Raw genomic sequence first — 18,563 nt, forward strand, 5'->3', positions numbered from 1 at the left:
TCCTTCCGTGGTGGTGGAGATGGTGGTCGTGGTGGTGGACCCGGCGCCGCCGCGAGGTCGGACCCAGTGCGGCTGCGCGAGGACTCCGTGCGGGTCGACCGACGCGGCGACGCGGCGGAGGCGGGCGGTGTTGTCCCCGCTCACACGACCCGCGGCGCGTAGGCCTCGGCGAGGCGGTCCACGAGCGCGTCCTTCTCGGGGTCGACCTGCTGGCGCTCGGGGTGCGCGTCGTACCAGGCGACGATCTCGCGCGCGCCCTGCCGGAACGTCGTGCGCGCCGTGAACCCGGGCACGAGCGTCCGGATCTTGGCGTTGTCGAACACCATCGTGTTCGCCTTGTCGCCGATCACCCCCGCGCCCCACGCCGGGTCGTTCGCGAGGATCGCCTCGGTCGGCACGTGCACGAGTTGCGGCTCCGGCGCGCCCGCAGCGGCCGCCACCTCGGTGAAGAGCTGGTTCCACGTCGGGGTCTCGTCGCCGGTGATGTGGAACGCCTCGCCGATCGCCTCGGCGCGGTCGAGGACGCCCGTGAACCCGACGGCGAAGTCGCGGCTGTGGGTGATCGTCCAGAGCGAGGTGCCGTCGCCCGGGACGACGACCGGCTTGCCGGCCCGCATCCGGGCGATCACGGTCCAGCCGCCGTCGAACGGGATGAGCGTCTCGTCGTAGGTGTGCGAGGGTCGGACGATGGTCATCGGGAAGTCGTCGTCCCGGTAGGCCTGCAGCAGGAGCTCCTCACAGGCGATCTTGTTCCGCGAGTACTCCCAGTACGGGTTCTTCAGCGGGGTCGACTCCGTGATCGGCAGGTGGGTCGCCGGCGTCTGGTAGGCCGACGCGGAACTGATGAAGACGTACTGGCGGGTCCGTCCCGCGAACACCTCGATGTCCTGACGGACCTGGTCCGGCGTGAACACGACCCAGTTCACGACCACGTCGAACTGCGCGTCTCCGAGGGCCGCCTCCAGCGCCTCCCGATCGGCCGTGTCCGCGGTCAGCCGGGTGACCTCGTCGGGGATCGCCCGCAGGTCGCTCGATCCGCGGTTGAGCACGGTCACGTCGAACCCCTGCCGCACGGCCTCCCGCGTGCAGGAGGCGCTGATCGCGCCGCTCCCGCCGATGAACAACACCCTGGCACCCGTCATCGTCCGCTCCTTCGCGTCCGCGCCCGTGGTCCGGGCGCACGCTCCCAGCCTGGCACCCGCCGGGAGGCACGGTCCAGGTCCGGCGATCGGGCCCGGCGCGGTCCGGCCCGGGCGCAACGGCAAGGGGTCCCGCCGACGTCGGAGAGCCGGAGCGGGGTAGCGTCACTGCCGTGCTCCACCGCTCCACCTCGCCCGCACGGGTGCTCCGTCCCGGCCTCGTCCTGGTCGGCCTGCTGCTCGTCGCCGCGAACCTCCGCGCCGGGATCACGTCGGTCGGGCCGGTGCTGGCCGACGTACAGCAATCGGTGCACCTTCCCTCGGCGACGGCATCGGCGCTCATCAGCCTGCCGTTGCTCGCGTTCGCGGCCGTCGCACCGGTCGCGCCCGCGATCGCACGCGCCCTCGGGATCGAGCGCACGCTCGGGGTGTCCTTGGCCGCCCTGGCGGTCGGGATCGTCCTCCGCTCGGTGCCCGGACCGGCGCTGCTGTGGGTCGGCACCGTCCTGCTCGGCGTCGCGATCGCGGTGGTGAACGTCGAACTGCCCGCGCTCGTCAAGCGGGACTTCCCCGACCGCATCGGGCAGGTCACGGGCGCCTACTCCGCCGTGCAGTCGACGTTCGCCGCGGTCGCGGCCGGGATCGCGGTCCCCGTCGCCGGCTCCGACGGCTCGGGCTGGCGGCTCGCGCTCGGGCTCTGGGCGGGTCTCGCGCTCGTCGCGCTGGCCGTCTTCGCGCCGCAGCTCCGGGCCCGGACGGTCGTGCCGCCGGCCGCGGACGACGTCGCGCTCGACGACGTCCGGCACCCGGACCCGACCCGCCGGTCACCGTGGCGCTCGGCGCTCGGATGGCAGGTCACGGCGTTCATGGGCCTCCAGTCGGTCGGCTACTACGTCGTCATCACGTGGCTGCCGACGATCGAACGCACCGCCGGGGTGAGCGCCGCCGCGGCGGGCGCGCACCAGTTCCTCCTCAACGCGTTCGCCATCGCGGGCAGCCTCCTGTGCTCCGCCGCGCTGCCGCGGTTCCGGGACCAGCGCATCCTGGCGTCGGTGAGCCCGCTGTTCTTCGTGGCGGCGATGGCGGGACAGCTCCTGGACCCGCACCTCGCCGCGGTGTGGGACAGCCTCATCGGTGTGTCCGGCGGAGCGTGCATCGTGCTGGCCCTGTCGTTCTTCGGCCTCCGCACCGAGCACCACCGACAGGCAGCGGGGCTGTCCGCGATGGCGCAGACCGTCGGGTACCTGTTGGCCGCGGCCGGACCGATCGCCGTGAGCGCCCTCCACGATGCGGTCGGTTCCTGGCGACCGGCACTCGTGGTGCTGCTCGTGCTCGAGGTCGCGCTCGCCGGGCTCGGGCTGCTCGCCGGGCGCCGCCGGGTCATCGGCTGAGGCTCCCCGCCCTGGCGACCAGCACGACGGCTGCCCGCACGGCCGTCAGGTGAACTGGATCGGCGTCCCCACCGGGAGGGTCGCGAGCGCGGCGGTCATCGCGGCGGAGATCCGGACGCAGCCGTGGGAGCTGCCCGTGGGGTCCGGGTAGTAGTGCAGCGCCGTCAGGGCGGAGTTCCCTCCGTACCCGGGAAGCAGGGCGGAGTGCGCCCCGGTCAGGGCGATCGGGTGGCCCTCGGTGTACGCGATCCTCGTGTCGACGTAGTCCGCCTCCATGTACGTCGAGGTGGCGGCGGGCGTCGGATCGGTCGGTGTGCCCAGCCGGGCAGCCTCGCTCGTGGCCGTCGCACCGCTCTCGGTGACGATCGCGATCGTCGAGGTCGCGTTGTCGACCCGGATCATCCGGTCCGTCCGGGTCAGGGTGAAGTCGGCCGCGCGCGCCCACGCGAAGGTCGCGCTCGGGGCGGTGGCCACACCGTTCGTGCCAGGGGTGCTCTTCCGGGACGGCGTGGACACCAGGACCATCCCGCCGTCGGCACCGGGGGAGCGTCCCCAGACCGCCGTGGCCGCTGGCCGGTTGACGGTCGGCACGGTGGCGCCGAGCGCTGCGATCGGCGCGCTGTTGGCGGCGGGGCTGGCGTAGAGCGGCACGAGCGCCTGCCTCGGTGTCGCGATCTCCCACTGGTTCGCGGGGTGGGCCGTGGTGCCGTCGAGCAGGCCGGGGATGACGGCGTCGTAGTACGCCAACGGCAGCGCCGCGAGCGCCTGGGGACCGACCGGCGGTGGCACGGCCGCGAGGGTGGGTGTCGGCGCGGGCGTCGGGGTGATGCGGCGTGCCTCGGCGGTGGGGGTCGTCGCGGGCGTGGCCGGACGACCGTGGGTGACGCCGACCCCGATGCCGACCGCGACGAGCCCGACGACGACGCCCACCGCGACGAGCAGCGGACGCTGCCGCCGCCTCGACCGGGAGGCCCGCAGCGCGTCGGCCTGGTCGCCCGGCTCGTCGACGTGATCGGTCGTGTCCACTGTTCCCCCTCCGGCACGAGGGGCCCTCGACCCTCGTGCGCCAGGTCCATTGTCGTCCGCGGGTGCCCCGTCGTCCGCCGCCGCTCCGGACGGTCAGGCGGGACGGAACCGGCGGAGCCGCAGACTGTTGCCGACGACGAACACCGAGGACGCAGCCATGGCGGCACCCGCGATCATGGGGTCGAGCAGCCCGGCCATGGCGAGCGGGAGCGCGGCGATGTTGTACGCGAACGCCCAGAACAGGTTGCCGCGAATCGTCCGGAGTGTCCGTCGGCTCAGGGCGATCGCATCCGCCGCGGCCGCCAGGTCACTTCGGACCAGGACCACGTCCGCGGCGTCCATCGCCACGTCGGACCCCGTGCCCATCGCGATGCCGAGGTCCGCGGCGGCGATCGCGGCCGCGTCGTTCACACCGTCCCCGACCATGGCGACGACCGCCCCGGCACGTTGCAGGTCGGTCACGGCGCGGTGCTTGTCCTCGGGTCGCACCTCGGCGACCACCTCGTCGATGCCGACCTCGGTGGCGACGGCACGGGCGACCTCCTGCCCGTCGCCGCTGAGCAGGACCGTCCGGAGACCCATGCGTCGCAACCGCTCGACCGCGGCGCGACTCGTCGGGCGGACCGCGTCGGCGACGAACACCAGGCCGAGGACGCGGCCGTCGCGTGCGACCGCCACGACGGTCCGCCCGGTCGCGGTCGCCCGTTCGACGCCGGCCACGAGTGCTGCCGGCAGGGGTGTCGCTCCGAGCCCCGTGACCCACGCTGGACGACCCACGCGGACCACGGCGCCGTCGACCACGGCCTCGACGCCGGATCCCGCGGTGGAGCGGAAGGCCGAGACGGCCGCAGCGGTGTCGTGACCCGCGCGCTCCACGAGCGCGCGCCCGACCGGGTGTTCGGACCGACGTTCCACGGCGGCGGCCAGGGCGAGCACGGTCTCCTCGTCGGTCCCCGTGCCGGGCGCGAGCACGACCTCCCGGACCTGCATGCGACCGGTGGTGACGGTGCCGGTCTTGTCGAGCACGACGGTGTCGACGCGCCGGGTGACCTCGAGCACCTGCGGGCCCGTGATGAGCACCCCGAGCTGCGATCCACGGCCGGTCCCGACGAGCAACGCCGTGGGCGTGGCGAGACCGAGGGCACAGGGACAGGCGATCACGAGCGTCGCGACGGCGGCGGCGACCGCCGGACCGGTTCCGGACCCCATCGCGAGCCAGCCGACGAGCGCGACGAGCGCCAGGCCGATCACGACGGGGACGAACACCGCGGAGACCCGGTCGGCGAGCCGTTGCACGGACGCCTTCCCCGTCTGGGCGCGGACGAGGAGGCGACCGATCCGCGCGACCTCGGTGTCGGCGCCGATGCTCGTCGCAGCGACGACCAGGGCCCCGCCGACGTTCACGGTGGAGCCGGTCACGGCGTCACCGACCGCGACCTCGACGGGCACCGACTCGCCCGTCATGATGCTGGTGTCGACGGCGGAGGTCCCCTCGACGACGACACCGTCGGTGGCGATCCGGTCGCCGGGACGGACGACGAACCGGTCGTCGACGCGGAGCGCCGTGGTGGGCACCTCGACCTCCCGACCGTCGCGCAGCAGGCGGGCGGTCGGGGTGCCGAGGTCGAGGAGCGCCCGCAGCGCGGCCCCCGAGCGACGACGGGCCCGGAGTTCGGCCACGCGGCCGGCGAGCAGGAACACGGTCACGACCGCGGCCACCTCGGCGTAGGAGTGCGTCCCGGCCCCGTCCCGGCCGGCGAGACCGGCCACCAGGGACCAGACCGACCAGAGCAGGGAGGCGGTCACCCCGAGCGACACGAGCGTGTCCATCGTCGCGGCGCCGTGTCGGGCGTTCACGACCGCCGACCGGTGGAACGGCCACGCGCCCCACGCCGCGATCGGGAGCGCCAGCACGAGCGCGACCCAGGTCGACCCGGGGAACCGCAGGACGGGCACCATCGACAGCGCGACCACGGGCAGGGCGAGCGCGGCGGAGACAGCGAGTCGGCGGCGCAGGGGGAGGGCGGGGTCCCGTTCCTCGACGTCCGGTTCGGGCAGGTGCGCGTGGTACCCGGCGGCCTCGACCGTCCGGATCGCGTCGCGGACCCCGATCTCCGGCGGGAGGAGGACCGTGGCGGTCTCGGTCGCGTAGTTGACGCTCGCCGCCACGCCGGGCAGCTTGTTGAGCTTGCGTTCGATGCGGTTCGCGCACGATGCGCAGGTCATGCCCTCGATCGCGAGTTCGACCGGTGCGGCGGTGTCGCTCATGCCTCCGCCAGCGCGTACCCCGCGTCGTCGACGGCGGCCGCGACCTCGGCGTCGCCGAGCGGACGCTCGCTCGTGACCGTCGCGGTCGAGATCCCGCCGACCTGCAGGTCCACCACGACGCCGAGGACGCCCGGGAGCTCGCGGAACGCCTCGTCGACGCTCATGACGCAGTGCTCGCAGGTCATCCCGCTGATCCGGTAGTCGGTCGTCGTCGGCTCGGTCATGCTCGTCTCCCTCGGTCATCGCGATACCCTGGCGGGGTACCGCACCACGATACCGCCACCGACCGGGAGGCACGGCATGACCGACGAGACCACGCACCACCACGGGTACATCTCCGCGAAGGACGACTACCTGAAACGGCTCCGGCGCATCGAGGGGCAGGCGCGCGGCCTGCAGCGGATGGTCGACGAGGAGCAGTACTGCATCGACATCCTGACCCAGGTCTCCGCGATGACGAAGGCCCTGCAGTCGGTCGCCCTCGGACTGCTCGACGACCACCTCGCGCACTGCGTCGCCGACGCCGTCGCGGAGGGCGGCGATGCCGCGGACGAACGCATCCGAGAGGCATCGGCGGCGATCGCGCGGCTCGTGCGCTCCTGATCGGGCGCGGCCGCCGGTGACGGTGGTGCTCCCTACGCTGCAGTCCGTGGCCGAACCGGTGGGTGTGTGGTGGGCGCGACGGCAGTGGTCGCGCGGGCGCGAGGTGCCCTACGCCGTCGGTGAGTTCCGCGAGGCATGGCGTTCCTTCCCGGTCCTCGTGCGTCAGTACCACCCCGACCGCAACAGCGGCATCGTCCTCAGCCAGATCCCGCCCGCCGCCGACGTCTTCCTGTGTTGGGAGTGTGACGCGGGCCACGTGTTCGTCGCCACACCGAGCGAACAGCGGTCCCGTTCCGGCCGCGAGCGCCGGCGGTCCTCGTGGTGTCCCGAGTGTGCCGCGCAAGCCCGACCCCGCGGACCGCTGACCCTGCTGCACCCCGCCGTGGTGCCGGCCACGGGTCCGGACGGAGTCACCGGGCCGGCATCCGACGCACCACGTGCTCCCGCTCCGCTCGCGACGCGTCCGGCTCGACCCACACGTCGTGGCCGGGACCTCTGCACCCGGACCCCCGACCTCCCGGCGGGGACCCCGTTCCGCAGTGCGTGCGCCCCGCGCCCGGCGTCCGCGGTGGAGGCGCAGCTGCGTGCCGACCTCCGCGCGCGGCTCGAGCACACCGAGGGCGACAACGCGGTGCGTCTCGCCCGACCCTTCTTCGACCACCTCGAGGCGTGGCCGGACGTCGTGCTCCCGGAGCTCCGCGTCGCGATCGAGTACGACTCGACGGGACGCCACGGTCTCGAGCACGTGGGCCGCCGTGAGGACGCCGACCGCCGGAAGGACCGTGCCCTCCGAGCCGCGGGGTGGGAGGTCATCCGCATCCGGACCGGACGGCTCCCGGCACTCGGGCCGCACGACATCGAGGCCGGCGGGTGGTCCCGGCGGACGCTCGCCCGGCTCGTGGACGAACTGCGGGCGGTGCGCGGGGACCTGCTCGTCGACGCCTACCTGCGCGACTGACACCGGGCACGGTCCGCACGGGGCCCGAGATCAGGTCCGGAGCGCGACGGCCTCGCTCACCCAGCGCGTGTAGAGGTCCCACGGCGCCGGCTGGCCGTCCGTCACGCGGCCGACGTGCTGGCGGAGGTCGTCCTCGATCCTGAACCACTCCGACCCGGGGTACCGCAGGTGCGCGAACTGGTGGTGTCGGGCGCGTTCCAGGGCGCGCCCACCCCGTTCGAACCCGAGGAGTTCCTCGTGCCAGAGCCGGGCGAGCCGCTGGCGGGGGTTGGCGGAGGTGCCGATCTTGATGCGCTCCTCGAAGCGGATGTAGTAGACGACGTCGACGCGTGGCGGACGTGCCTCGCCGTCGGGCACCGCCCCGACGCGCCACTCGCACACCCCGCAGACCCACCCGGACGGATACCGCACGCCGGTCCGTGCTCCGCAGGCGGCGCACGGCGCGGGGAGGACGTCGTCGACACCGCCCGTGGCGCCGGCCCACTCGGCCGCCACGGCCAGGTGCTGCGCGCAGAGCGCGACCGGCGCGTCCGGAGGGACCGGGCGGCGGCAGGACGAGCCGCACACCGGACCCGCACAGGCGGCCGCCCGTGTTCCCCGCGAGCGTCGCGCGGCGGTCCCGTGGCCACGGTCGTCGATCGCGTCGTCGTTCGTCACCCTTGCACGGTACGGCGGACCCCCGACGCGACGGCGCTCCCGCACCCGATGTGCACGGCACGGCGGTCCGTTCCACTCCGCTCGGAAACGGCTGGGAATCGGATTGCCGGACGGAGTCCAGGAAGGCCGATTCCCGCGGAAACACGGGGACGGAGAAAGCATACCGAGTATCCTTTTCCTGAACCATGCTCACGCATGGTTGTATGACGGCCATGGGGAAGATCTGGGAGTTCGGTCGGCGCACGAGCGGCAGCGCGGGGGAGGCGCTCCTCACCGCCGCTGACCGCGCGTCGCTCGCGACCGTGTCGGGCGCGGTCACCACGGCACGACCGTGGTTGCACTTCTGGTACTGCGACACCGAGCGGGACGCCCGAGCAGCGGCCGACCGCATGCGCGAGTCCGGATGGGGCATCCGTCGCCTCGGCCGGGCCGTCGGTGAGGACGGATGGGCCGTGATCGCGGTCCGCACCGTCTCCGTGATCGACGAACGCACGGTGTCCGACGCCCGGCGGTTCTTCACCGACCTGGCCCGTCACCACCACGGTGACTACGACGGCTGGGAGTACGGCGTCGACGCGCCCGCTCCCTCGCATGCACTTCGGCTCTGACGACGACGTCGACCGACCACGACACCGCTGATCGCGACCGGGCCCGAGGCGGCCGCGCGCGGCGGGGAGCACGGCGCCGGGAGGTCCTCCGGTGCCGACACGCGGAAGCGGCGGCGCGCACCGCGCGCCGCCGCTTCCCTACGCTGTCCCTCGTGCAGCTGTTCCTGATCCGCCACGGGGAGACCCCCACGAACGTCGTCAAGCGCCTCGAGACCCGCGTCCCGGGTCCGGACCTCACCCCAACGGGACGTGAGCAGGCCGACGCCCTCGCGGCATCGTTCGTGAGCCGCCGGCTGGACGCCGTCTACGTCTCACCGCTCGTCCGGACGCACCAGACCGCGGCCCCGCTCCTCCAGGGGCGTGACCTGGTCGCGGTGGAACTCCCGGGCCTGCTCGAGATCGAGGCGGGTGAGCTCGAGGGTCACGACGACCGTGCCGCCGTCGAGCGGTACCACGGCACGATCGGTGCGTGGGTCGCGGGGGACCTCGACCGTGCGATGCCCGGCACCATCACGGGCCGCGCCTTCCTCGACCGATTCGACGGTGCAGTGGAGCGCATCGCGACCGCCGGCGACGAGGTCGTGGTCGCCGTGAGCTCGGGCGCGGCCATCCGGGCGTGGGTCGGCCTCCGGGTGGACAACGTGGACCTCGCGTTCGTGGCCGATCACGTCCTCGGCAACACGGGTGTCGTCGAGCTCCAGGGGTCACCGGACGACGGGTGGACCTGCGTCGCCTGGGAGGGTGCCGGAGTGACCGCGGGCGCGACCGACGCGGCCGGTGGCGTCATCTGACCGCGGCTGGCGGGGTCTGACGACGGTCGGAGACCACTCCTCGGCGACCCATGCCGCGCCTCCCGGCCGACGCCGCCCGCGACCCGCGTCGACGAGCGTGGAGAGGGTCCGGGCGCGACCCGAACGCACCCGGACCCTCCGGTGCCCGGCGTCGCGATGTGCGACGGGGCGTCCACGCGGACGATCGCGCCATGACCCGAACACGGCTCGGTCGCCCCGTGGGCCCGCCTGGCGGCGGGCTGGTCCAGTGTCGATCGCGGTCCCGACGGGTGCAGGGGGGGGGATGCATCCACCAGGAGCGCGTGCATGACCGACGCTGGAGGTCTGGCTCACGGCACGGGCCGGCCCTTCCGTCGGCGCTGCCGGAGGACGACGGCGCCGACCGCGGCCTGGAGCAGCCCTGCGGCGACCGCGGCGAACGGAGCGAGGTGCCCCGTGGACGGCGCGAGCGCGAGGAGTCCGGACGCCGCGGTGGCGGCGCCGATCGCGGCGACGACGACCGAGATGCGGCGTGGTGTCGCCGCGACCCTCCGCACGACGACGGCGGCTGTCACCGCCGCGGCTCCCGCCGTCACCATCAGGCCGGCCTCCACGACCCCGGCCGACGCGATCGGCGGCGAGGGCAGCAGCGGCACGACCCCGACCAGGAGGCCGGCGCCGCCGAACACGGCGAACGAGACCCGCCCGATCCACGATCCACGGACGGCGTCCCATGCGCCGCCGTCGCCGAACCCGAGCACGAACGCGGCCATGAAGGTCGCGGCACCACCGAGCATCGCGAACGACGCCTGACCGGACGGTCCGGTGGGACCGCCGGTGGGACCGGCGAGCTGGGCGATGACGCTGAGCAGGGCGCCCACCACCAGCGCGGTGCCACCGAGGAGCATCGTGCTGCTCCGCGGTGCGGTGACGCGCGCTGTGGTCATGTCGGCTCCGGGTCGGTCGGCGGTGGACGGGGACGACGCCGGTACCACCCCTGAGACCACGACACCGGCGCCGTTCCGTCCGATCACCAGCAGCGTAACGGCAAAACCGTACTGTTGGGTATGCTTCTTGGCCCCACTCCGGGGGTGTCGGTCCGGCGGCGCTCGGGGAGGACGGGGGTTCGACCCCAAAACGGGGGACGCAGCCTGTCCCCGTGTACCGCTCGGCCCGTCGACCGGGCAGGCGCGGACCCCGGACGGCGGGACGCCCCGCTCCTCGCGATCCGCGGCACTCCGGGCGCGCGGGCAGCACGGCGGCGAGGGCGTGGTGCCGCACGACACGCGTCGTGTACCCCGCGCGAGGTGCACGTCGCCGTCGGGGCGGCGCGACCGTGTGGAACGGGTGGTGTCGCGACGGACCGCTGCCCCATACGATGCTCATGACCGCCACCGAACGTACGTCCAGTACGCGAACCCGAGAGACCGACCTGTCCCCTCACGCGCATCTCCTCCCGGGAGCCCTGGTGCACCGCCGTCAGCTGACGGAGGTGCTGCTCACTGCGCTCGAGCGGACGAGCGACAGCACCTTCGTGGCGCACGTGCACTGGCCGAGGCGGCACGCGTACTTCGGACCGTGGGGCACGGACGACGTCGCCGTCGGACCCGCGCTCGCGCTCGAGACGCTCCGTCAGACCGCGATCGCACTCGCGCACCTGCACCTCGGGGTGCCGTTCGGACAGGCGTTCGTGATGGAGTCGATGCGCGTCGAGGTCGCCGAGGACGCGGTCCGCCGCTCCGACCGCCCCGGATCGCCGACCATCGACGTCGTGGTCTCGGAGCTCGTCGAGCGCAAGGGCGTCGCCGCGTCCTACGACTCGATGCTCACGGTCCGCGACGGCGACCACGTCCTCGCCCGCGGGGGCGGTCGTGCCCGCACCATCCCCGGACCCGTGTACCGCCGGATGCGCGAGGGCGCGCCGTCCTCAGCGGACGTCGATCGCCTGCCGCCTCGCCCGAGTCCGGCCGCGCACGGGCTGGTGGGCGCGCCGACGCCGGACTTCGTCCTGCTGTCCGGTGCCGCGGGCAGCGACGCGTTCGAGCTCTCGCTCGACGCCACGAACCCGGTGTACTTCGACCACCCGCTCGACCACGTGCCGGGCATGGTCGTGCTCGAGGCCGCGCTGCAGGCCTTCCGCGCCCACGCGGACGATCCGACGCACACGCCCCGCGAGGTCACGGTCGAGTTCCTCGCCCACGCGGAGCTCACGAGTCCCGTGACGATCACGCTCGAGCGCGAGGACGGCACCGAGGTCGCGGTCCTGTGCCAGGACGGCGTCGTCGTGTCGCGCGTCCGCGCCTCCGCCTTCCCCGGCTGAGTCGCACTGCCCCCCTGAGTCGCACTGCCCCCCTGAGCGGCACTGCCCAGCTGAGCGGCACTGCCCAGCTGAGCGGCACTGTCCGGCCTCGTCGCACCGCCCGGCCGAGCCGCACCGCCCGACGGAGCGGTGCCGTGGGGCGTGCGGTCAGACCGCCGAACGCATGATCCGGGCCGGGAGGTCCGCCACGAGCGGCTGCCGCTCGGCCGGCACGAGCGCGGGGATGAGCAACATCGTCCACATGTTCTCGAGCTGCTGGAAGAGGTCCTCGCGGCTGTGCAGGATGTCCGAGACGAGCTGCACGCCCGTGTACGCAGGGATGAGGAACGCCGCCAGGCGCGTGGGGTCCACGTCGGCGCGGATGTCACCCTCCTCGACCGCCGCCGCGATGAGCCCCTCGACCGTGTGGATCCAGCCCGCGTACGGCGCCTCGCGCTCGAGACCGTTGCCGCCGGCCTCGGTGGTGAGCCGCACCCCGGCGGACACGACGACCTCGTCCTTCATCTGCTGGGCGAAGGTCTGCGACATCCACATCATCCGCTCGAGCGCGGTGCGTCCGAGCAGGAACACCCGCTCGCCGTACGACTGCGCGATCTCGTACTGCAGCTCGATGACCGCGTTCGCCACCTCCTCCTTCGACTTGAAGTGGTGGTAGAGCGCACCCTTGGTGACGCCCGCCTCCGAGGCGACGACGTCGAGCGACGCGTTCGCGTACCCGCGCTGCTCGAAGATCGTCGCGGCGCTCCGGACGATCTTGTCGCGCGTGACGACGGCGCGCTCCTGCTGGGCCATGGTGTCCCCTCCGACTCCCAACGGCCCCGACGGCCGCTCCGACATGGTAGCCACGCTCAGGTCCTGTTACCGTCCGCACGACACCCCTCGACGTGAATGGATGGCCCCCAGCGTGCAATCGTCCCCCGAAATGTCCTCCTCGCTGTCCTCCTCGACACCTGTCGCGGTGACCGGTCCGCTCGGGTTCATCGGGCGACGCGTCGTCGACGCGCTCGTGGCGGAGGCCGTGCCGGTCCGCGGTCTCGTGCGTCGTGCGGTGCCCGAGAACGCCGCCTTCTCCCCGGTGTCCGGGGACCTGCTCGACCCGGAGGCCGTGGCCCGCCTGGTCGCGGGTGTGCAGACCGTCGTGCACAGCGCGGTCGCGATCGGCGGGGACGACGACGCCGTCCGCCGCACGAACGTGGACGGCACGCGCATCGTCGTCGAGGCGGCGGCCGAGGCAGGAGCGCGCGTGGTCCTGGTGTCCACCGCGGCGGTGTTCGGCTCCGGGCCGCACCGGGGCGGTCCGCGTCCGGGTGCGAGGCCCGAGTCCGCGACCTCCGTGAGCCGTGCGGAGGCGGAGCGGTTGGTCCTCGGAGCTGGCGGAGCCGTCGTCCGCCCGAACGTCGTCCACGGGGTGGGGGACCGATGGGTGTTCCCGTCGGCGCTGCGCCTCGTCACGGCCGTGGGGGCGGTTCCGGACACCGCGGCGCGGGTGAGCGTCGTGCACGTCCGGACACTCGGCCGCCGCATCGCGGCCGCCGCCCTCACGCGCGCATCGGGCGTCGTCCCCGTCCACACCGATCCGCCCGTGGCCGCGGGCGAGGTCGTGGTCACCGCCGCCGAGGTGCTCGGCCGCTCCCTGCCCCCGGTCGTGTCCGTGAAGGAGTTCCGCGATCGCGCCGCCGGTCGGGGCCTCAGCTCCCACCAACTCGCGATGCTGCTCGACGACGCGTGGTTCGACGTCGCCGACCCGGAGCCACTCGGCACGCTCGAGCTCGACGCCGAGGACCGCGACTGGTACCGGTCCCTCGCGGGGTGAATCCGGCCGGCGTCACTCGCGACGCCGAGCCAGCGCCGCGTCGATCGCGGTCGCGCCGAGGGACACCACGGCGACCACCACGAGCACCCAGCCCGCCGCCGCCGGGGTCAGCGCGCCGGGGTGGACGGGTCGCGGGACCGCCAGGAACACGACCGCCGTGATGCCGGCGAGCGCCCCGAGCACCGTCCAGACCGTTCGACGGACCAGACCGGCGACCAGGCGTCGGTCGCGTCGGTCGGCGAGCACACGCACGTTCACGTTGAGGTGACCGGTCTCGAGGGCTTCCCCGATGCGGTCGACGCGGCGGGGCAGGCGCCGGAGTCCGGGCAGCACCGCGAGTGCCTCACGGACGAGGAGGTCCCGGACCCCGGCGGGGGTCACCTGGTCCCGGATCTGGTCGCGGGCGAGCGTCCGGGCCTCCTCGAGCAGGTCGAACGCGGGCGTGACGGTGCGCAGCGTGCCCTCGAGGATCGCGAACGCCCGGGCGGCCGCGACGAACTCCGCGGGGACCGCCATGCCGTAGCGGCCGAAGACCTCGACGGCGGCGTCGACCGTGTCGATCCCGATGCGGGCTCCGGGTCCGAGCTCGTCGACGACGAACGTCGCGATGTCCCGTCGGAACGCCGGTTCGTCCACGGGGTCGGCGAGCGGGGCGAGCCGGAGCACCCCGTCGGCGATGCCGCGCGTGTCGGACTGCAAGTAGGCGACGAGCAGTTCCTGGACGGTCTCGCGCAGGGTGAGGTCGAGCCTCCCGACCGATCCGAAGTCGACGAGCGCCGGCCGCCCGTCGGGCATGACGAGGATGTTGCCGGGGTGCAGGTCCGCGTGGAAGACCCCGTCGACGACCACCTGCCGGATGAAGGCGCGGACCACGGTCCGCATCAGTGGTTCCAGCGACGCGGTGTCCGCCCCGTCCGCGCGGGCCGTCGCGAGCGTGCGACCGTCGAGGAACTCCATGACGAGCACGCGGCGGGAGCTCAGCTCGTCGACGAGCTCGGGCAGGTGGAGTTCCGCGGCACGACGACTGCGCGCCTGCGTCGCGCGGAGTGCGGCGAGGTTCGTCGCCTCGCGGCCGAAGTCGACCTGCCGCACGAGGTCCGTCGCGTACTGGGCCGCGGCGTCCTCGACCCCGAGCCGACGTGCCTGCGCGGAGGTGCGCGCGAGGAACCGGGTGACCCGCAGCGCGATGTCGACGTCGCGGCGGATCACGACCGCGACGCCGGGTCGCTGCACCTTGACCGCGACCGTCCGGCCGTCCCGGAGGCGGGCACGGTGGACCTGCGCGATCGACGCGGCCGCGACCGGGACGGGATCGAACGCGGCGAACACCTCGTCGACGGGCGCACCGAGCTCCTCACGGAGGAGGGCCGCGACCGCGTCGGCCGGCGCGGGGGTGACGTCCTCCTGGAGATCGGCGAGGGCGGCGCGCCACTCGTCCGGCAGCAGGTCGTCACGCGTCGAGAGCAGCTGACCGATCTTGACGAACGCGCCGCCGGCCTCCTCGAGTGCGCGCCGCAACCCGGTCGCCTGCTCGACCCGGAGACCCGCCGTTCCCGGGGACCGCGAGAAGTCGAGGCGGCCGAACGGCAGCAGCCCGTTGCGCCGAGCGATGCCGAGCAGCTCCGCGAACCGGCGAGCACGGTCGCGGAGCGTCCCCGTCGCGGTGTCGTCGCCGCGGGCGAGGTCGGCCAGGCGCGGCAGGGTCGCTCGTCGGTCCGTCACGACCCGATCCTGGACCGCGACCCTGAGCACGGACGACACGGCGCACGGACGACACGGGGCACGGACGACACGGCGCACCGGCGACACGACGCACCGGCGACACGACGCCCGCACCGGGACTACCGTCTGCGGCACCGCGCCCGAATCGTTCCGGCGCGGGGAGAGGAACGACGTGTTCGAGGCCGAGAACATCCGCGACTGGATCGGGCAGCCGGTCGTCGACGCCGGCGACGACCGGATCGGCAGCCTGGAGAGCATCTACTTCGACACCGCGACGTCGCAGCCGGCGTTCGCGAGCGTCCAGATCGGTCTGATCGGCCGACAGCGACTCGTGTTCGTGCCCCTCGACGGCGCCACCGTGTCGCCCAAGCACCTCAAGGTCACCTACGACAAGAAGCTCGTCAAGGACGCGCCGTCCATCGACACCGACGGCGAGCTCGAGGCGTCGGTCGAACCGACGCTGTACCAGCACTACGGCCTCGCGTACCAGGCCGGTGCGGGCGGCGAACGGCGACTCGGGCGCCGCTGACCCCGACGACCGTCGAGCGGGCCCTGGACGTCCCCCCACATCGGCACGTCCATCCGGCCGCTCGACGGCCGTCGCACGGCCGGAGCCGCGCCTGTGCCCGAAGTCTCCCACAGGACGCGCGTCCTGGGAAATCGACGGGAACCAGGCCGGGGCGGCGTCCCTCATCGCTCCTGCCACTACGGTGGTCTGCCATGGGCATGCGTGAGGACCAACGCCGACGCACGAGGGACGCCATCCTCGAGGCCGCAGCCCTGGAATTCGGGGAACGCGGGTACCAGGCGACGACCTACGCCTCCGTAGCGGCCAGGGCGCAGGTGGCGAAGAGCCTCGTCAGCTACCACTTCGCGTCGAAGACCGACATGGTCCAGGCGATCATGGACGTGTCCTTCACGCAGGAGGGCGTGTTCGCCGCGCTGCCGGCCGCCGATCGTCCCCCGTTCGACGAACTCGCCCTGTCGACCGTCTTCGTCGCGATGCAGGAGCAGTCGGACCCCATCGGTCGGGCCGTCGTGCGGCTCGAGCGCGAGGCCGAACTCATCGACATCGACCTGCCGGTGCCGTACGTCGGGTGGATCCAGTTGTGCGCCACCACGCTGCAGCGCGCGGTCGACATCGGGGACGCCCCGCCCGAGGTCGACATCCCGTTCGAGGCGCACCTGATGGTCGCCGGGTTCGTCGGCCTCCACGAGCTCGCTGAGTCGCTCGGCGAGTACGAGGGCTTCGTCGCCCGGGCCGTGTCGAACGCGCTCGACCGCTACGCGACGCTCGGTGCCACGCCGGCGGCCCTCGCGTCTGCCACCGAACGCGCGATCGAGGCGATGGAGGAGGCCGGGTGCGACGACGTCGACCGCATCCGTCGTCGGCTGCGGCGACTCGTCGGCTGACCGCCGCGCACGATCGTCACGCGGGCCGGGAGGCGTAGCATCGGTCGCCCCGCCGCCCCCGTCCCCGCTTGGTGAGGTCCCCATCCTGCTCTGCCGTCCCCTGGCCGTGATCGCCGCATCCGCCGTCCTGTCCGTCGTCGTCATCGGCACCGCCGACCCCGGTGCGGGACCGGCGGCGTCGGCGGCCACCGTGGTGCCCGCCTCCACCGCGCACCACGGTGCGCGCGCCGGTCGCGACGGTCTGCCCCCGCGCGGAGCGGAGTACGTCGCGCTCGGCGACTCCTACGCCGCCGGCTACGGCCTGCCACATGCGACGGGGGACCCGGTCCCGGCCTGCGGCCAGTCATCCGAGGACTACCCGCACCGCATCGCGGCCAGCCTGGACCTCCGGCTCGTGGACGTCACGTGCGCGGGGGCCACGAGCGCCGACGTCGTCTCGCGACGCCAGAACGGTGCCGCACCGCAGGTCGACGCGCTGAGCGACCGGACGCGGCTCGTCACGCTGTCCATCGGCGGCAACGACGCGGGGCTGTTCGCGACGGCGTCCTCGTGCGTCGCCCTGTCCCGACGCGGACCCGTGCTGTCGGGGGCGGACGTGCCGAACTGTCGCAGCCGCCTGGTCACCGACGGGACCGACGCGCTCGCGGCGGCCGTCGAGGGTCCCGTCACCCGTGGCATCCGGTCGGCGGTGCGTGCGGTGCGGACGGCCGCGCCGCACGCCCGACTCGTCGTCGTCGGGTACCCCACGATCTTCCCGGACGCCGCCCACACACCCGCGGCGGGTTGCTTCCGCGCCGCGCTCGACGCCGCGAGCCTGACCGGGTCCTTCCCGCGCGATGCGTTCCCGTTCACGGACACGGACGTCCGCTACCTCCACGGCGTGCAGCAGCGGCTCGACCGGACGACGCGGGCCGTCGTGCACCAGGCCGGTGGGACCTACGTTCCGATGCTCTCCGCGACGGCCGCCCACTCACCGTGCTCGAGGACCCGGCCGTTCGTCCGAGGGATCACCCTGTCCGCGTCGTCCGGCCTCCGGGACGTCGACCTCGTACCCGGGGCGCTGCATCCGAACGCAGCGGGTGCCGGAGCGATGGCCACGGACGCCGGACGCCGCATCCGCGCCGTGTACGCGGAGGCCGCGGCACGGGCCCGGGAGGCACGAGCCAGCGCGTCCGCGCAGGCGTCCGCGTCCGCGTCGGCAGCGGCTCGTGCGGCCGCCGCTCGGTCCTCCGCCGACGCGGGCCGGCTGGCGATCGGCGCGGGGGTGGTCGTCCTCGGCGCTGTCGTGGTCGTCTGGGCGTTCGTGCGTCGTCGACGTCGTCCCGACGGGTCGTGACGGCCGTGGTGACGAGCGCGGGCATCGTGCTGTACCGATCGGCCGCGGCACCGGTCGCTCGTGGTGCCGCCGACCCGGAGATCGACACCGAGGTCTTCGTCGCGCACATGGGCGGCCCGTTCTGGCGGCGGCGACCACGGGCGTGGTCGTTCCCGAAGGGCGAGTACCTCGACGAGACACCGCTCGACGCCGCGCGGCGCGAGTTCCACGAGGAGATCGGCGTCCCCGCACCGGACGTGCCGTACGTCGAACTCGGCACGTTCCGCCAGGCCTCGGGCAAGCGCGTCACGCTGTTCGCGGGCGCGTCGGACCTCGTCGTGGAGACGGTCCGGAGCACGACCTTCCTCGTCGAGCTCCCGCGGGGGTCGGGCCGGATGGTGTCGTTCCCCGAGGTCGACGACGCCCGGTGGACGAGCGTCGCCGCGGCACGGACGGACCTCGTGGCGGGTCAGGTGCCTGCGCTCGACGCCCTGCTCACCCTGCTCCGTCGCGAGGAGGCGTAGCGCCGACGAGAGGGGCGGCGAGAGAGGCGTCGCGCC

The 18,563-nt window shown here is 73.8% G+C and carries 19 protein-coding genes; 11 read left to right on the forward strand and 8 right to left on the reverse strand.

Going from position 1 to position 18,563, the window contains the following annotated elements; all coding sequences use genetic code 11:
* Positions 1–140: 140 nt before the first annotated feature.
* On the reverse strand, positions 141–1,142 hold the full coding sequence (locus tag DEI88_RS08085; protein WP_111072763.1) for an SDR family oxidoreductase: 1,002 nt from the start codon (positions 1,140–1,142) through the stop codon (positions 141–143).
* A 170-nt stretch (positions 1,143–1,312) separates the two neighbouring features.
* Between DEI88_RS08085 and DEI88_RS08090 the strand changes: the two genes are divergently transcribed.
* On the forward strand, positions 1,313–2,530 hold the full coding sequence (locus DEI88_RS08090; RefSeq protein WP_111072762.1) for an MFS transporter: 1,218 nt from the start codon (positions 1,313–1,315) through the stop codon (positions 2,528–2,530).
* Between the two features lie 45 nt (positions 2,531–2,575).
* On the opposite strand, the gene DEI88_RS08095 is transcribed toward DEI88_RS08090, so the two are convergent.
* The 3 genes from DEI88_RS08095 to DEI88_RS08105 form a co-directional block, all read right to left on the reverse strand.
* Positions 2,576–3,556: a L,D-transpeptidase family protein gene (locus DEI88_RS08095; protein WP_111072761.1), complete on the reverse strand. Its 981-nt coding sequence runs from the start codon at positions 3,554–3,556 to the stop codon at positions 2,576–2,578.
* Between the two features lie 93 nt (positions 3,557–3,649).
* Positions 3,650–5,824, reverse strand: a complete 2,175-nt coding sequence (locus DEI88_RS08100; RefSeq protein ID WP_111072760.1) for a heavy metal translocating P-type ATPase — start codon at positions 5,822–5,824, stop codon at positions 3,650–3,652.
* On the reverse strand, positions 5,821–6,048 hold the full coding sequence (locus tag DEI88_RS08105; protein WP_111009010.1) for a heavy-metal-associated domain-containing protein: 228 nt from the start codon (positions 6,046–6,048) through the stop codon (positions 5,821–5,823). Before DEI88_RS08105 ends, DEI88_RS08100 begins: the two co-directional genes overlap by 4 nt.
* A 76-nt stretch (positions 6,049–6,124) precedes the next feature.
* Between DEI88_RS08105 and DEI88_RS08110 the strand changes: the two genes are divergently transcribed.
* Together DEI88_RS08110 and DEI88_RS08115 are read left to right on the forward strand one after the other, a co-directional pair.
* Positions 6,125–6,427: a metal-sensitive transcriptional regulator gene (locus DEI88_RS08110; protein WP_111009011.1), complete on the forward strand. Its 303-nt coding sequence runs from the start codon at positions 6,125–6,127 to the stop codon at positions 6,425–6,427.
* Between the two features lie 46 nt (positions 6,428–6,473).
* Entirely contained in the window at positions 6,474–7,385 is a 912-nt protein-coding gene (locus DEI88_RS08115; RefSeq protein ID WP_258375179.1) for a putative endonuclease domain-containing protein, read from the forward strand.
* A 30-nt stretch (positions 7,386–7,415) separates the two neighbouring features.
* Here DEI88_RS08115 and DEI88_RS08120 read toward each other — a convergent pair whose 3' ends face one another.
* Positions 7,416–8,042, reverse strand: a complete 627-nt coding sequence (locus DEI88_RS08120) for a GIY-YIG nuclease family protein (protein ID WP_502866966.1) — start codon at positions 8,040–8,042, stop codon at positions 7,416–7,418.
* 203 nt (positions 8,043–8,245) lie between these two features.
* Here DEI88_RS08120 and DEI88_RS08125 point away from each other — a divergent pair, with 203 nt between their 5' ends.
* Positions 8,246–8,650: a ribonuclease E inhibitor RraB gene (locus tag DEI88_RS08125; RefSeq protein WP_181435093.1), complete on the forward strand. Its 405-nt coding sequence runs from the start codon at positions 8,246–8,248 to the stop codon at positions 8,648–8,650.
* A 152-nt stretch (positions 8,651–8,802) separates the two neighbouring features.
* Entirely contained in the window at positions 8,803–9,441 is a 639-nt protein-coding gene (locus DEI88_RS08130) for a histidine phosphatase family protein (RefSeq protein WP_111013344.1), read from the forward strand.
* Positions 9,442–9,770: 329 nt separating this feature from the next.
* On the opposite strand, the gene DEI88_RS08135 is transcribed toward DEI88_RS08130, so the two are convergent.
* The gene (locus tag DEI88_RS08135) at positions 9,771–10,367 is read right to left on the reverse strand and encodes a hypothetical protein (RefSeq protein ID WP_146244853.1); all 597 of its coding nucleotides are present in this window, start codon (positions 10,365–10,367) and stop codon (positions 9,771–9,773) included.
* Positions 10,368–10,804: 437 nt separating this feature from the next.
* Here DEI88_RS08135 and DEI88_RS08140 point away from each other — a divergent pair, with 437 nt between their 5' ends.
* The gene (locus DEI88_RS08140) at positions 10,805–11,740 is read left to right on the forward strand and encodes a ScbA/BarX family gamma-butyrolactone biosynthesis protein (protein ID WP_502866967.1); all 936 of its coding nucleotides are present in this window, start codon (positions 10,805–10,807) and stop codon (positions 11,738–11,740) included.
* 147 nt (positions 11,741–11,887) lie between these two features.
* On the opposite strand, the gene DEI88_RS08145 is transcribed toward DEI88_RS08140, so the two are convergent.
* Positions 11,888–12,532: a ScbR family autoregulator-binding transcription factor gene (locus DEI88_RS08145; RefSeq protein WP_181434812.1), complete on the reverse strand. Its 645-nt coding sequence runs from the start codon at positions 12,530–12,532 to the stop codon at positions 11,888–11,890.
* Positions 12,533–12,698: 166 nt separating this feature from the next.
* On the opposite strand from DEI88_RS08145, the gene DEI88_RS08150 reads away from it, so the two are divergent.
* Positions 12,699–13,553, forward strand: coding sequence for an NAD-dependent epimerase/dehydratase family protein (locus tag DEI88_RS08150; RefSeq protein WP_181441297.1), 855 nt, complete (start codon positions 12,699–12,701; stop codon positions 13,551–13,553).
* A gap of 12 nt (positions 13,554–13,565) precedes the next feature.
* Here the strand turns inward: DEI88_RS08150 and DEI88_RS08155 are convergent, their stop codons facing one another.
* Positions 13,566–15,275: an ABC1 kinase family protein gene (locus tag DEI88_RS08155; RefSeq protein WP_181441296.1), complete on the reverse strand. Its 1,710-nt coding sequence runs from the start codon at positions 15,273–15,275 to the stop codon at positions 13,566–13,568.
* 172 nt (positions 15,276–15,447) lie between these two features.
* Between DEI88_RS08155 and DEI88_RS08160 the strand changes: the two genes are divergently transcribed.
* The 4 genes from DEI88_RS08160 to DEI88_RS08175 all read left to right on the forward strand — a co-directional run bounded on the left by DEI88_RS08160 (position 15,448) and on the right by DEI88_RS08175 (position 18,527).
* Entirely contained in the window at positions 15,448–15,804 is a 357-nt protein-coding gene (locus DEI88_RS08160; protein WP_111035852.1) for a PRC-barrel domain-containing protein, read from the forward strand.
* Between the two features lie 191 nt (positions 15,805–15,995).
* Positions 15,996–16,688, forward strand: coding sequence for a TetR family transcriptional regulator (locus DEI88_RS08165; protein ID WP_111009018.1), 693 nt, complete (start codon positions 15,996–15,998; stop codon positions 16,686–16,688).
* A gap of 106 nt (positions 16,689–16,794) precedes the next feature.
* Positions 16,795–18,024, forward strand: a complete 1,230-nt coding sequence (locus DEI88_RS08170) for an SGNH/GDSL hydrolase family protein (protein ID WP_181441294.1) — start codon at positions 16,795–16,797, stop codon at positions 18,022–18,024.
* Positions 18,021–18,527, forward strand: a complete 507-nt coding sequence (locus DEI88_RS08175) for an NUDIX hydrolase (RefSeq protein WP_258368467.1) — start codon at positions 18,021–18,023, stop codon at positions 18,525–18,527. Before DEI88_RS08170 ends, DEI88_RS08175 begins: the two co-directional genes overlap by 4 nt.
* Positions 18,528–18,563 lie beyond the last annotated feature (36 nt).

The organism is Curtobacterium sp. MCBD17_003 (genome assembly GCF_003234885.2).
Classification (GTDB): domain Bacteria; phylum Actinomycetota; class Actinomycetes; order Actinomycetales; family Microbacteriaceae; genus Curtobacterium.

Excerpts from the sequence above, each read along its gene's own strand:
- DEI88_RS08085 (WP_111072763.1), bottom strand. The coding sequence starts at position 1,142 with ATGACGGGTGCCAGGGTGTTGTTCATCGGCGGGAGCGGCGCGATCAGC.
- DEI88_RS08100 (WP_111072760.1), bottom strand. The coding sequence starts at position 5,824 with ATGAGCGACACCGCCGCACCGGTCGAACTCGCGATCGAGGGCATGACC.
- DEI88_RS08105 (WP_111009010.1), bottom strand. The coding sequence starts at position 6,048 with ATGACCGAGCCGACGACGACCGACTACCGGATCAGCGGGATGACCTGC.
- DEI88_RS08110 (WP_111009011.1), top strand. The coding sequence starts at position 6,125 with ATGACCGACGAGACCACGCACCACCACGGGTACATCTCCGCGAAGGAC.
- DEI88_RS08125 (WP_181435093.1), top strand. The coding sequence starts at position 8,246 with ATGACGGCCATGGGGAAGATCTGGGAGTTCGGTCGGCGCACGAGCGGC.
- DEI88_RS08135 (WP_146244853.1), bottom strand. The coding sequence starts at position 10,367 with ATGACCACAGCGCGCGTCACCGCACCGCGGAGCAGCACGATGCTCCTC.
- DEI88_RS08140 (WP_502866967.1), top strand. The coding sequence starts at position 10,805 with ATGACCGCCACCGAACGTACGTCCAGTACGCGAACCCGAGAGACCGAC.
- DEI88_RS08145 (WP_181434812.1), bottom strand. The coding sequence starts at position 12,532 with ATGGCCCAGCAGGAGCGCGCCGTCGTCACGCGCGACAAGATCGTCCGG.
- DEI88_RS08165 (WP_111009018.1), top strand. The coding sequence starts at position 15,996 with ATGGGCATGCGTGAGGACCAACGCCGACGCACGAGGGACGCCATCCTC.